The organism is Tsukamurella sp. DT100, from assembly GCF_049844855.1.
Lineage (GTDB): Bacteria > Actinomycetota > Actinomycetes > Mycobacteriales > Mycobacteriaceae > Tsukamurella.
Window position 1 is genome coordinate 161,112 of record NZ_JBNCLV010000002.1, and the last position, 11,972, is coordinate 173,083.

The 11,972-nt window shown below is 72.7% G+C and carries 14 protein-coding genes; 7 read left to right on the forward strand and 7 right to left on the reverse strand.

Translation table 11 applies throughout. From position 1 onward, the window contains the following. The first annotated feature begins 5 nt into the window (after positions 1-5). Complete coding sequence (locus ACLQ3K_RS04515) at positions 6-572, forward strand: TetR/AcrR family transcriptional regulator (protein ID WP_425997353.1); 567 nt, start codon at positions 6-8, stop codon at positions 570-572. Further along, positions 569-2,098: an MFS transporter gene (locus ACLQ3K_RS04520; protein ID WP_425997355.1), complete on the forward strand. Its 1,530-nt coding sequence runs from the start codon at positions 569-571 to the stop codon at positions 2,096-2,098. Before ACLQ3K_RS04515 ends, ACLQ3K_RS04520 begins: the two co-directional genes overlap by 4 nt. 10 nt (positions 2,099-2,108) lie before the next feature. Here the strand turns inward: ACLQ3K_RS04520 and ACLQ3K_RS04525 are convergent, their stop codons facing one another. Further along, on the reverse strand, positions 2,109-2,843 hold the full coding sequence (locus ACLQ3K_RS04525; RefSeq protein ID WP_425997357.1) for a DUF2470 domain-containing protein: 735 nt from the start codon (positions 2,841-2,843) through the stop codon (positions 2,109-2,111). Between the two features lie 91 nt (positions 2,844-2,934). Between ACLQ3K_RS04525 and ACLQ3K_RS04530 the strand changes: the two genes are divergently transcribed. Next, positions 2,935-3,330 carry a hypothetical protein gene (locus ACLQ3K_RS04530; protein ID WP_224651987.1) on the forward strand — a complete coding sequence of 132 codons (396 nt, stop codon included), beginning with the start codon at positions 2,935-2,937 and terminating at the stop codon, positions 3,328-3,330. Positions 3,331-3,342: 12 nt separating this feature from the next. On the opposite strand, the gene ACLQ3K_RS04535 is transcribed toward ACLQ3K_RS04530, so the two are convergent. Then, positions 3,343-4,302, reverse strand: a complete 960-nt coding sequence (locus ACLQ3K_RS04535) for a hypothetical protein (protein WP_425997359.1) — start codon at positions 4,300-4,302, stop codon at positions 3,343-3,345. A 91-nt stretch (positions 4,303-4,393) separates the two neighbouring features. After that, the gene (locus ACLQ3K_RS04540) at positions 4,394-5,371 is read right to left on the reverse strand and encodes a hypothetical protein (protein ID WP_425997361.1); all 978 of its coding nucleotides are present in this window, start codon (positions 5,369-5,371) and stop codon (positions 4,394-4,396) included. Between the two features lie 87 nt (positions 5,372-5,458). Here ACLQ3K_RS04540 and pheA point away from each other — a divergent pair, with 87 nt between their 5' ends. Both pheA and ACLQ3K_RS04550 read left to right on the forward strand, forming a co-directional pair. Then, positions 5,459-6,391 carry a prephenate dehydratase gene (pheA, locus tag ACLQ3K_RS04545; RefSeq protein WP_425997363.1) on the forward strand — a complete coding sequence of 311 codons (933 nt, stop codon included), beginning with the start codon at positions 5,459-5,461 and terminating at the stop codon, positions 6,389-6,391. Next, entirely contained in the window at positions 6,388-7,017 is a 630-nt protein-coding gene (locus ACLQ3K_RS04550; protein WP_224651995.1) for a histidine phosphatase family protein, read from the forward strand. Before pheA ends, ACLQ3K_RS04550 begins: the two co-directional genes overlap by 4 nt. Before the next feature lie 6 nt (positions 7,018-7,023). Here the strand turns inward: ACLQ3K_RS04550 and deoD are convergent, their stop codons facing one another. The 3 genes from deoD to ACLQ3K_RS04565 all read right to left on the reverse strand — a co-directional run bounded on the left by deoD (position 7,024) and on the right by ACLQ3K_RS04565 (position 9,184). Continuing rightward, entirely contained in the window at positions 7,024-7,731 is a 708-nt protein-coding gene (deoD, locus tag ACLQ3K_RS04555; protein WP_326483076.1) for a purine-nucleoside phosphorylase, read from the reverse strand. A gap of 98 nt (positions 7,732-7,829) precedes the next feature. Then, positions 7,830-8,174: a metallopeptidase family protein gene (locus tag ACLQ3K_RS04560; RefSeq protein WP_224651999.1), complete on the reverse strand. Its 345-nt coding sequence runs from the start codon at positions 8,172-8,174 to the stop codon at positions 7,830-7,832. A 2-nt stretch (positions 8,175-8,176) separates the two neighbouring features. Then, a complete protein-coding gene (locus ACLQ3K_RS04565; protein WP_336669597.1) occupies positions 8,177-9,184 on the reverse strand; it encodes a septum formation family protein in 1,008 nt (335 codons plus the stop codon). 87 nt (positions 9,185-9,271) lie between these two features. Between ACLQ3K_RS04565 and serS the strand changes: the two genes are divergently transcribed. Further along, positions 9,272-10,525, forward strand: coding sequence for a serine--tRNA ligase (serS, locus tag ACLQ3K_RS04570; protein WP_425997366.1), 1,254 nt, complete (start codon positions 9,272-9,274; stop codon positions 10,523-10,525). Here the strand turns inward: serS and ACLQ3K_RS04575 are convergent. Continuing rightward, entirely contained in the window at positions 10,497-10,895 is a 399-nt protein-coding gene (locus ACLQ3K_RS04575) for a MerR family transcriptional regulator (RefSeq protein WP_425997368.1), read from the reverse strand. The two genes, serS and ACLQ3K_RS04575, sit on opposite strands and share 29 nt — an antisense overlap. Positions 10,896-10,942: 47 nt before the next feature. On the opposite strand from ACLQ3K_RS04575, the gene ACLQ3K_RS04580 reads away from it, so the two are divergent. Continuing rightward, positions 10,943-11,911: an MBL fold metallo-hydrolase gene (locus ACLQ3K_RS04580; RefSeq protein ID WP_425997370.1), complete on the forward strand. Its 969-nt coding sequence runs from the start codon at positions 10,943-10,945 to the stop codon at positions 11,909-11,911. Positions 11,912-11,972 lie beyond the last annotated feature (61 nt).

Below are 11,972 nucleotides of genomic sequence, written 5' to 3' on the forward strand. Positions count from 1 at the left end.
GAGTGATGCCCGCAGCACCCCGTCGGCGCGATCCCGAGCGCCGCCGCCGCGAGATCGTCGAGGCGGCCGCGGCGATCGTCGTGGAAGAGGGGCCCGACGCTCTGACCCACCGCAAGGTGGCCGCGCGCGCCGGTGTCCCCCTCGGCTCGACCACGCAGTACTTCGCGACCCTCGACGACCTGCGCGCCGCCGCCCTGACGTCGCTGATCGTCGAGGCGGAGGAGTGGCTCGACGAACTGGAGGCGACGTTCGTCCGGGAGGGGGCGTCCCCGTCGGCGTACGTGGCCGCGGTGCACCGCTACCTGTGCGACCCGCACCTCGTCGGGGCCGACTTCGCCCTGACCTGTGCCGCGCCCCTGCATCCGGGGCTCAAGGAGCTCAGCGACCGGTGGGCGGCGGACTTCGCCGCGACGCTCGAGCGTTATGTCACGCCCGAGAGCGCCGCGGCCGTTGCCATGTTCACCGACGGCGCGATCATGCACACCACCCTCACCGGACGACCGGCCGATCCGGGTCTGCTCGACCGCGCGATCACCGCCCTCTGGAACCCCCGACAGGAGACGAATCGATGACCGACCTCCAGACTCCGATCGTGGCGTCCGCCGCCCGACGGTGGGCCGCCGCGCTGCTGCTCTCGGCGAGCCTGCTCGTCATCACCGTCGACATGACGATCCTCAACATCGCCGTGCCGGACCTGGCGGCCGATCTGAGGCCGACTGCGGCGCAGCAGCTCTGGATCATCGACGTCTACTCGCTGGTGCTCGCCGGCCTGCTCGTCTCCACCAGTTCGCTGGGAGATCGCTTCGGGCGCAAGCGAATGCTGCTGCTGGGCTACGTCGTCTTCGGCGCCGCCTCGGCGCTCGTGCTGTGGGCCGAGACGCCCGCCCAGGTGATCGCGCTGCGCGCGGCGCTCGGCGTGGGCGGCGCGATGATCATGCCCACGACGCTGACGATGCTGCGCGTGATCTTCACGGACCCCGCCGAACGCGCGAAGGCGCTGGGCCTGTGGGCAGCGGTCTCGGGCGTCGGCGCCGCGGTCGGCCCGATCGTGGGCGGCGTGCTCCTCGAGAACTTCTCCTGGCGAGCCGCTTTCATGGTCAACGTGCCGATCATGGTGATCGTGCTGATCATCGGCGTCTTCCTGCTCCCCGAGTCGAAGGTCGCGACCACCGGCGCCTGGGACTGGCTTGGCGCGCTCATGTCGATCACCGGGATGGTGGCGCTGGTATGGGCGATCAAGCGGTTCGCGAAGGACCACACGCTGCTGTCGGGTCCGGGGCTGCTCGCCCTGCTGCTCGCCGTCGTGGTGCTCGGGCTGTTCGTCCGGCGGTCGCTGCGCCGGGAGGACCCGCTGCTCGACGTGCGGCTCTTCGAGCGCCGGCAGTTCTCCGCGGGGATCCTGGCCGCGCTCGGCGTGATGTTCGCGATGGCGGCGGCGCTGCTGCTGCTCGCGCAGTGGATGCAGCTGGTCGCGGGCTACGGCCCCATCGAGACCGGCGTCCGGCTACTGCCCGTCGCGGTGGCCGCGGTCGTCGCGTCGCTCGCCGCGCCGTGGCTGGCGAACGTGCTCAACGCCCGCGTCGTGCTCGCCGGCGGTCTCGTCGCCGCGGCGGTCGGCATGGTGCTCATCGCGGCCCCCGCGCAGCTCGATTACGCGGGCCTGCTCGCGCCGCTCGTGCTGGTCGGCGTCGGCATGGGCGCGATGACGGTGGCCTCCGCGATGATCATGTCCGGCACGCCGGAGGAGAAGGCGGGCAACGCCGCCGCGCTCGAGGAGACGAGCTACGACCTGGGCAACGTGCTCGGCGTCGCGATCCTCGGCAGCGTCGCGGCCATGCTCTACACGGCCGACGCGGACTTCGGTTCGATCCCCGGCGTCGACCCGGCCACCGCCGGCGCGGCGGGGGAGTCGCTGGGCGCTGCCATGGCGATCGCGCAGCAGGCGGGCCTGCCCGCCCTCGCCGAGCACGCGACCACCGGCTTCACCGCGTCACTGCAGACGACCGGCCTGGTCGGCGGCGTGATCCTGTTCGCCGTCGCGCTGGGCGTCTACGCGCTCACCCCCAAGGGCACCGACATCACGCAACAGGCGCACTGAGCTCGGCAGATCAGCTCGCGCGGAGGCCGTTGAGGAAGGGGCAGCCGAGCAGGATGCGGATGCTGCGCTGCAGAGCGGCCATGTCGTCGGCGGGCTGCGCGAAGTTCAGCCGCACGTCGACGTCGGAGAGCTCGTGGTGCTCGGCGCGCAGGCGGATGCCCAGTCGGTCGATGCCCAGCAGGCGGATGCGGTGGTTGCGCAGCTTGCCGGGCAGGCGGCGGGCGAGCTGCCCGACCATCTCCGGGTGCCCGGTCTCGACGTGTGCGAGCCAGGCGGTCTCGTAGCCGGCGAAGGGATCCGGCTCGGCGGCGGCCAGCTCGTCACCCGTCACCGACGAGGCGCCGGCGGCGTCCGCGAGCACGGCCGTCTCGATCGGCATGGTCAGCAGCCGCGCGCCGTTGCCCACGTCGAGCAGCGCCTCGAGCGGGTTGTCCACGGCGATGCGGGCGGCGAGGGCGGCACCGTCGGCGACCTCGGACAGCCGGCCCGACAGCCACACCAGCGAGCGGGTGCGCTCGTGCAGCGGCAGCGGCGAGATGTCGTTGATCTCGACCATGGCGCGCACGCCCTCGAGCCAGGGCGAGTCGTCGGCGACGGCGACCACCAGGCGATCGCCCAGCATGTGGTGCAGCGCGACGGTGATCGGTTCGTAGCCGTCGGCCGCGAGGACCGCGGCGTGGGGGACGGCCGCGATGGAACGGACGCGCTCGGCCGGTGTCGGCTCGGCGATGGTCGGGGCGCTCATGACGACTCCTCTCGCTCGGTGGTTGTCGGTCATGAAGGTAACCCTAACCTAATGCGGTGAGCAACCCCGGGCAAGAGTTAGGGTCATCGTGATGGCGATCGAACTGGAGTTGCTCGCACCCCCGCGCGAGCCGATGTCCCTGGTCGACGGGCTGGCCGTGGCAGCCCCGTCGGGCCGTGCGAGCTGCACCTACGCGCCCGGCGACCCCACCGCGCTGGCCGAGTTCCTGGTGCACGGCGTGCACGACGAGGGTCCCGGTTTCGAGATCGCGGTGGCGGACGCCGACGAGGCCGTCGCCGTGCTGTGCGCGGTCGTCGCGGCGCTCACGGGCGACGACATCCCGGCCGCGCTCGCGGCGCCCGACGAGGCGCGCCTGGCCGCGCTCAACCCGATGGCGCAGGACGCCGTGCGGGAGCGGCTGCGCCACGTCGTGCTGCCCGACCCACAGGCGCTCACCGACCGCCTGCACGCCCTGGGCCTGAAGTAGCTCCGCGGCCGTTCAGGGGAGCTGATCGACGGGGGCCGACCACGCGTCCGCGCACGGCGAGGTGGTCCGCACGGCCGCGCCGCGGTTGAACCAGGTGGTCAGCGCCGGCCCGGCCAGCGTGTGGCCCGTCTGCTCGTCCAGGTCGGTCCAGAGGGCGGCGGCCGCCGCCGCGCCGTCGAGGTCGGCCCGGCTGATCCCGTGGTCGACCATCATGCCGAGGATGCCGCCCGTGAGGCAGGCGCGCTGCGCCGCCTGGCGCCGCAGGTACTCCGTGCCGAGCGGGGTCGCGCTGCCGCCGACCTGCGTGACGAGCGCCTTGACGTCGGCGCGCTGGCCCCCGTCGAAGGAGACGCGGATGGCCGCGATCCGCGCCAGCCACTCGATCCCGGAGCCGAGCTGGCTGCCGATGCTGCTCACCATCGACGTGTAGTTGGTGGCAGAGCCGCCGGAGCAGACCCAGAAGCCGAGGGTGGGCTGATCCGTGGGGCAGCCGGTGGACGCGGGCGCGAGATTGCCGGTCGACTCGAACACCGTGATCCGGGGCATCCGCGTGCCCCAGACCCGGCCGAAGCAGTCGTTGGCCGCGTCGGTGAAGGCCTGCATCCCGCCGAGCGTGGTCGACCAGGCGGGGAGGGTGCACGCCGGTGCACTCAGGGTCTTCGACAGGATCGCGTTGAACCGCACCTGATTCACGGTGGGGACGGCCGGGGTGGTGATCGTCGGTAGGTGGAGGGTCGTGGGCTCGAGCGTGGGTGCCGCGGTCCGCGACGGCTTCGTCGCGGCGCCGACCGCCAGGATCGCGACCGCGGCGACCGCGGCGACGACGAGGAAGGCGACCGTCGTGATCAGCACGACCAGGGCGATCTGCATCCTGCGGGACAGCCCGGCGGGCTGCGCCGGGCCGGCCGGATAGGGCTCGTAGGGCACGAACCCCGCGTGCTGGTCGGGCCGTGTCTCCTGCGGTCCGGTCATCGCTGATTCCCCCGTTGATCGTCGCGAATGCGAGGAATGAGTCTAACGAAGAATATCAATGGAGGTTGTGTAATCTTCGTCGCACTGCGGGCTAGGAGACCTGGTCGACGGGGACGGTCCAGGCCGTCCGGCACACGTCGAGGGTGGGGGAGAGGCGGCCGCGATCGAACCAGCTCTGCGCCGTGCCGCGGGCCAGCACGGGCTGGTTCGACGTGGCGCTGATGATCGTCCACGAGGCCGCCTCGCTCGACGCCTCCTCCATGTCGCGCGGCTGGATGCCGTGGCCCACCAGCTTCGCGAGCGTGCCGCCCGCGAGGCAGAGGTTCTGGACGTGCCGGCGGCGCAGGTGTTCGCCGCCCTGGACGCCGGTCGGCCCGCCGTCCAGGCGCACGAGGGCGTCGACGTCCGCGGCGACACCACTGTGCCGCTCGGCGCGGCCGGCCACGTCGAGCGCGAGCCACATCAGTGCGGCGCCGGCCTGGCTGCCGATGCCGGAGCGCGCCCGGTCGTAGTTCATGAGCAGGACGTCGTCGCAGGTGACGATGCTCTCGACGTGCTTGCTCGCGGTGCACGCCCCGTCGACGGTGCCGTCCGCCTCGGGGGTGAAGACGTCGACCCGCACGGCGGGCAGCCCCCACATCCCGCCCAGGCACCCGGTCCCGGCCTGGGCGAAGGCCTGCATGGCCGCCCGCTCCGTGGACCAGGCCGGGAGCGGGCACGACGCCGGGGCCGTCAGGGGCGTCGTGAACAAGCTGTTCGCGGTGATCTGCGCGACGCTCGGCGCGGGCGGCGGCGTCGCCCGCCCGGTGATCCCGGGCAGCGCCGCGTCGTCGCGGTCGGACTTCGACACCGCGGCCCAGCCGACGGCGCCCGCGAGGAGCACGACCGCCACGGCGAGGGTGAGCCAGCCGGCCAGGCCCAGCCGGCGCGGGTTCCGCACGTCGCCGGTGCCGTACAGGCCGTTCGCGTAGGGGCTGCCCGTCGGCAGCCGGTTCGAGCGCCACGGGTTCGGGCCCGTCGGCGCCGGCCCCGCGCTGATCCGGTCCAGTGGATTCTCGTCCTGCGCCATATCGCCCCCTGTTTCTGCAAGAACGAAATGACTGTACTGAATCACCGGAGCGCCGCCCCACCGCGGCGGCCCGGCTAGGCTCGGGGCGTGACGCGCATCGCCTACTTCGGCCCCGAGGGGACGTTCACCGAGATGGCGCTGCTGCAGTGCCAGGAGCTCGCCGCTCGCGGCGCGATGGCGGTGCCGGGCGTCGAGCTCGTCGGCGCGGAACGGATCAGCGCCCCCAGTCAGGTGGCTGCCCTCGAGATGGTGGCCGACGGTGCCGCCGACCTCGCCTGCGTGCCGATCGAGTCGTCCGTCGAGGGCCCGGTCACGCCCACGCTCGACACGCTCGGTTTCGGTGCGCCGCTGCAGATCTTCGCCGAGACGGACCTCGCCGTCGCCTTCTCCATCGCCTCCGCCGAGCCTCTCGACGAGGCTCGCACCGTCGGCGCGTACCCGGTGGCCGCCGCGCAGGTCCGCGCCTGGCTCGCCGCGAACATGCCGCAGGCGCAGGTGGTTCCGGCGGCCTCGAACTCCGCCGCCGCGCTCGACGTGGCCGAGGGGCGCGTCGACGCCGGCGTCACCACGGCCCTCGCCGCGCGGATGTACGGGGTGACCGAGGCGGCGACCGGCGTGGCCGACGTGGCCGATGCCCGCACCCGGTTCGTGCTGTGCGGCAAGCCCGGTCCCGCGCCGGCGCGCACCGGCAGCGACTGCACCTCGGTGGTGCTCGACGTGCCCAGTCGCCCCGGCTCGCTCGCGCTCTGCATGGCCGAATTCGCGCTGCGCGGCGTCGATCTCACCCGCATCGAGTCGCGCCCGAAGCGAACGGTCTTCGGCAGCTACGTCTTCCACTTCGACTGCGTCGGCCACATCGACGATCCCGCGGTCGGCGAGGCGCTGCGCGCCCTGCACCGGGTGTGCGACGAGCTGCGCTTCCTCGGCTCCTGGCCCCGCCCCGGCGGGCCCGGCACGGCCCCCGTCGACCCCGGCGACTCCGAGGCCTGGTTCGACGGCCTGCGCAGGGGCGAGCGATGACGGGGCTGCTGCACCTGGTCCGGCACGGCCAGACCACCGCGAACGTCGCGCGGATCCTCGATACCCGACCGCCCGGCGCGCCGCTCACGCCCGAGGGCGCGGAGCAGGCCCGCCGGTACGGCGCCGAGCGGCCGGACGCCGCGCCCGCCGTGCTGCTCAGCTCGGTTGCGCGCCGCGCGCAGCAGACCGCCGGGCACATCGCCGCCGCGTGGGGCGTGGAGACCGCCGCGATCGACGGGGTGCACGAGGTGCAGGCCGGCGACCTCGAGGGATTCCACGACGAGGCGTCCATCAAGGTCTTCCAGGACGTCGTGCGGGGCTGGTACGAGGGCGACCCGACCGCCGCGATGCCCGGCGGTGAGAGCGCCGAGGACCTGCTCGCGCGGTACCTGCCCGCCGTCGACGCGATCCGCGCCGAGCACCTGCCGCGCGGCGACGCCTACCTCGTCAGCCACGGGGCCGCCATCCGGCTCGTCGGCTTCCACCTGTCCGGGGTCGACGGTGCCTACGCGCACAAGCACCACCTGCCGAACACCGGCGAGATCGTGCTCCGTCCCGTCGACGGCGGCGCGTGGGAGCTCGTGAGCTGGGCCGACGCACCGTCGCACCTGGACCCGATGGGCTAGCGCCCGTCAGCTGAAGGCGGCCTCGATCGCGATGGTCGCGGCGGCGGCGAAGCTCTTCTCGCGGTCCTCGGAGGGCATGGCCTCCTCGCGGAAGAGGTGGTCGCTGACCGTGAGCACCGTCAGCGCCTCCCGGCCCTCCGCCGCGGCGACGGCGTAGAGCGCGGCGGTCTCCATGTCGACGCCGAGGACGCCGTGGTCGCGCAGCCCCTCGTGCAGGCCCGGGCGCGCCAGGTAGAAGTGGTCCGAGGAGTACACCGGGCCCACCCGCACGGGCGTCCCGGCGCGCTCGGCGGCGTCCACCGCGGCGCGGAGCAGCGGGTACGAGGCCGCGGGCGCGAACTTCACGCCCGGGATGCGCGGGTCGTTGATCGCCGAGTCGGTGTGCGCGGCGGTCGCGACGATCACGTCGCCCAGGGCCAGGTCGTCCTGGAAGCCGCCCGACGTGCCGACCCGGATGATCCGCTGCACGCCGTACTCGCGGTAGAGCTCGGTGGCGTAGATCGTCATCGTCGGCATGCCCATGCCGGAGCCCATCACCGAGATCGGCCGGCCGCCGACGGTGCCGGTGTACGCCTCCATGCCGCGCACCTCGTTGACGAGGCGGGCGTCGTCGAACAGCGTCTCCGCGATGCGGCGCGCCCGACGCGGGTCGCCCGGCATGAGCACGGCGGGCGCGTAGTCGCCGGGGGCGGCGGAGTTGTGCGGGGTCGGCATGCGGATTCCTTTCAGGCCCAGCCCAGCCCAGGTCCGGTCAGGCCCAGCCCAGGTGGTGCAGTCGGTGGCGGCGATTCCGGAGGGATGTGCCCGTCCGGTCAGGCCCAACCCAGGTCGTGCAATCGGTGGTCGTCGATACCAAAATGATGGCCGATCTCGTGCAGCACGGTCACCCGGATCTCGTGGCGCAGCTGCTCCTCGGTGTCGCAGATGTCCATGAGCGCTTCGCGGTAGATGGTGATGGTGTCGGGCAGGGTGCCCACGTAGTTCCAGTCCCGCTCGGTGAGCGCGATTCCCTCGTACAGCCCGAGAAGCGTCGGCTCGTCCTCGTTGCGGTCGCGGACCAGCACCACCACGTTGTCCATCGCCTTCGCGAGCTCGGGCGGGACGTCGTCGAGCGCGTCCGACACCCACTCCTGGAAGGCGCGGCGGGAGACGTGCACGGCTACCGGCCGGGGGCGGGCGTCGGGGCGGGCCCGGCGCCGGGGAAGGTCGGCATCACGGGCTTCTTGCCGTCGATGAGCAGGTCGGGCGACTTCGCGGAGCCCGTGATCGGGGTGAAGGTGCGCGCGTCCTTCGACGAGGCCAGGAAGCAGATCACCGAGCGCGAGCCGGCGGTCCACGAGGGCTGCGAGAGCTTGTTCCACGCGAGCTGCAGGCCGGACTTGCGCAGCCCGTCCTGCGAGCCGAACCAGCCCGTCGTGCGCGACGGGCAGATGCGGCTCAGGTAGTCCTCCTGCTGGCGTTCGGTGGGCCACGAGGCGTCGGGGAAGGCCTGCCGCATGTCGATCACGGCGGTCACCTCGAAGGCGTGCGGCTGCGTGCAGGCCACGGGCGCGGTGCGCTGGCCGCGGTCGTCGATGCCGATGCAGGTGCCCGGCGGCCAGGTCAGCGACTTGTCCTGGTTCACGATCTTGCCCTGGTTCTCCAGGGCGTTGCCGGCACCGTCGACAACCTGCACGCCGCAGCGCATCGTCCGGTCCCCGGACTCCCACGCCTTCTCGCCGGCGGTGAGCAGCCCCATCTGGAACCGGCCCATCGGGTCGAGGCGCGTGCCGAGGTACTCGGTCACCACGGGCGGGCACAGCTGGTCGCGCTGCGCGGCCAGGGCCGTCGCCGACGGGTAGGGCGCGTTCTCCGGCAGGGTGCGGGCGGGCTCGCCCGCGACCTCGAACTTGTGGGGCTGCACGCAGTCCACGGGGGCCATCGTCGACGGGTCCTTGTCCCAGGTCAGGCACGTGCCGGGCTTGGAGCGGGCGAGGGTGGTCCCGGCGGCGGCGAGCCGCGGGGCCTTCTCCTCGTTCTTCGGCTCGAAGGCGCCGGTGGCGAACAGGATCCCGCCGATGGCGAGCGCGCCCACGACCACCGCGGCCAGGACGGCGCGCACGGTGAGGGCTCCGGCGCGCCCGGTCTTCGCGGCGGGTGCGGGCTGGGTTTCGGTGTCGTCGGCCATCGCCATCCATCATGCCCGGTCCGGGCGCGGACGGGTGCGCGGTACGTCGGTCGGGGCGGGTCGACGGTGCCGTAATAGGCTGGTCGGGTGATCGACGTCAAGCTGGTACGCGAGAACCCGGACCGTGTGCGCGCCTCGCAGCGCGCCCGTGGAGAGGACCCGGCGCTGGTCGACGCCCTGCTGTCCGCGGACGCGGACCGTCGGGCGGCGGTGCTGGCGGCCGACAACCTGCGGGCCGAGCACAAGGCCTCGTCGAAGTCCATCGGCAAGGCGGCGCCCGAGGACCGCAAGGCCCTCGTGGCCGCGGCGGGCGAACTCGCCGCGCGGGTGAAGGAGGCCGAGGTCGCGCAGAGCAGCGCCGACGAGGCCTTCGACGTTCTCGCGCGGAAGATCGGCAACGTCATCATCGACGGGGTGCCCGCCGGCGGCGAGGACGACTTCGTGGTGCTCGAGCACGTGGGCGAGATCCCCGAGATCGCGGAGCCCAAGGACCACCTGGAGCTCGCGGAGGGCCTGGGCCTGCTCGACATGGAGCGCGGCGCCAAGGTCTCGGGCTCGCGGTTCTACTTCATGAAGGGCTACGGCGCGCTGTTCCAGATGGCGCTGCTGCAGCTCGCGGTGCAGAAGGCCGTGGCGAACGGCTTCACGCTGATGATCCCGCCCGTGCTGGTCAAGCCCGAGGTCATGGCGGGCACCGGCTTCCTGGGTGCGCACGCCGACGAGATCTACCGCCTCGAGGCCGACGACCTGTACCTCGTGGGCACCTCCGAGGTGCCGCTGGCCGGCTACCACATGGACGAGATCCTCGACCTCTCCGACGGTCCCGTGCGCTACGCCGCGCAGTCGAGCTGCTTCCGGCGCGAGGCCGGCTCGTACGGCAAGGACACGCGCGGCATCATCCGCGTGCACCAGTTCGACAAGATCGAGATGTTCGTCTACTGCAAGCCGGAGGACGCGGAGGCCGAGCACCAGCGCCTGCTGAACTGGGAGAAGGAGATGCTCGCGGCCGTCGAGGTGCCCTACCGGGTGATCGACGTGGCGGCGGGCGATCTGGGCTCGTCGGCGGCGCGCAAGTACGACAGCGAGGCGTGGGTGCCGTCGCAGGGCCGCTACCGCGAGCTCACGTCGACCTCGAACTGCACCACGTTCCAGGCGCGGCGGCTCGGCATCCGGTACCGGGATGCCGACGGTCGGCCGCAGGTCGCGGCCACGTTGAACGGAACGCTGGCCACCACGCGCTGGCTCGTCGCGATCTGGGAGAACCACCAGCAGCCCGACGGTTCCGTGCGCGTGCCCGTCGCGCTGCAGCCGTTCATCGGAACGGACGTGCTGCGCCCGTAAGGTCCCGGCCCGAGGCGAAGCCGGAGCACTCCGGGCACTGGGTGACGACGGGATGCGCGCAGGTGAGCGTGTGCTCGAGGAACGCGTCGGCGCGCTGCAGCTCGTCGATGCGTCCGGCGATCGCCTCCCGGTGCCCCCGGAGTCGTTCGGCGCGGCCGGCCGTGTCGGCGACGATCAGCTGCTTGATCTGGTCGAGCGACAGGCCCGCCCGCTGGCACAGCAGGATCAGGCGGGCCCGCGCGACGTGCTCGCCGGAGTAGCTGCGCTGCCCGCCGGGCTCGCGCGGTGGCACGAGTACGCCGACGTCCTCCCAATGACGGAGGACGTGCGTCGCGACGCCCACCTCCGCCGCCGCATCCCCGATGCGCATGCGTTCCGCCTTTACTTCAGGTCGACCTGAAGTTCTACCGTAGCGCCATGACGGACATCACCGAGCAGATCGGCCCCGACCACATCGTCGACCGCGTCGTACCGACGGCGCTGAGCACGTGCTGTCGCGCGGTCGGGCAGTCGATAGCCGGTGCGATGCGCCCGCGCCGGCCCGATCCCGCCCGCATCGCGCGTTTGCACGAGACGCTCGCCGCGCCGCCGGCGTCGTCGGTGGCGGTGCGCCTGCGGGCCCTGCCGCAGGTCCCGCGCGACGTGCGCACGATGACCGTGCTCGAAGGGGTGCGTGGTCCGGCGACGATCCGGATGGGCATGCGCACCTACGTGATCGACCACCCGTCCGCCCGGATCCTGCTCGACCCGTCCGTCGCCTCCCAGGTGCGCGAACGGGTCCTCGGCGCCATGCAGCCGATGCTCCGCGCCGCAGTGATGCCGTCTCCTGACGTCCTCAGCACCGTCGAGGCGCTGCACCGCGGCGGAGTGGATCCGGCGAGCGTCGACCTCGCGCTGTCGACGCACCTGCACTGGGATCACGTCAGCGGGCTGCTCGACCTGCCGGGCCTGCAATTGACGGCGCACCGTCGGGAGTACGAGTGGGCGGTCGCCGGAGAACTGGCACCGGCTGCCGGGGTCCGCCCCGCGCTCGCCGGTCGCACGATGGACCTGCGGGACCTCGACGGTCCGCCCGTTCTGGCGTTCCCGGCGAGCCACGACGTCTTCGGCGACGGATCGGTCGTACTCGTCGACCTCGCGGGGCACACGCCGGGAAGCGTCGGCGTGCTGCTGAACACGGAACGCGGGCGGGTGCTCATGGCCGGCGACGCGGTCTGGCACTCCGAGCAACTGGCGCACGGCGCGCAGAAGGCGGCCTTTCCGGGGCTGCTCGTCGATGTCGACCGCGACGCGACCTTCGAGACGATGATGCGCCTCATGGCGTTGCCCGACGACGTCACGGTCGTTCCGTGCCACGACCACGACCTCGCGGGCCGCTGGGCGTAGATGCTCCGGGCCCGACTCTCGGATCCTGTCCGCTACGGACACGCTGTCCGTGATGGACAGA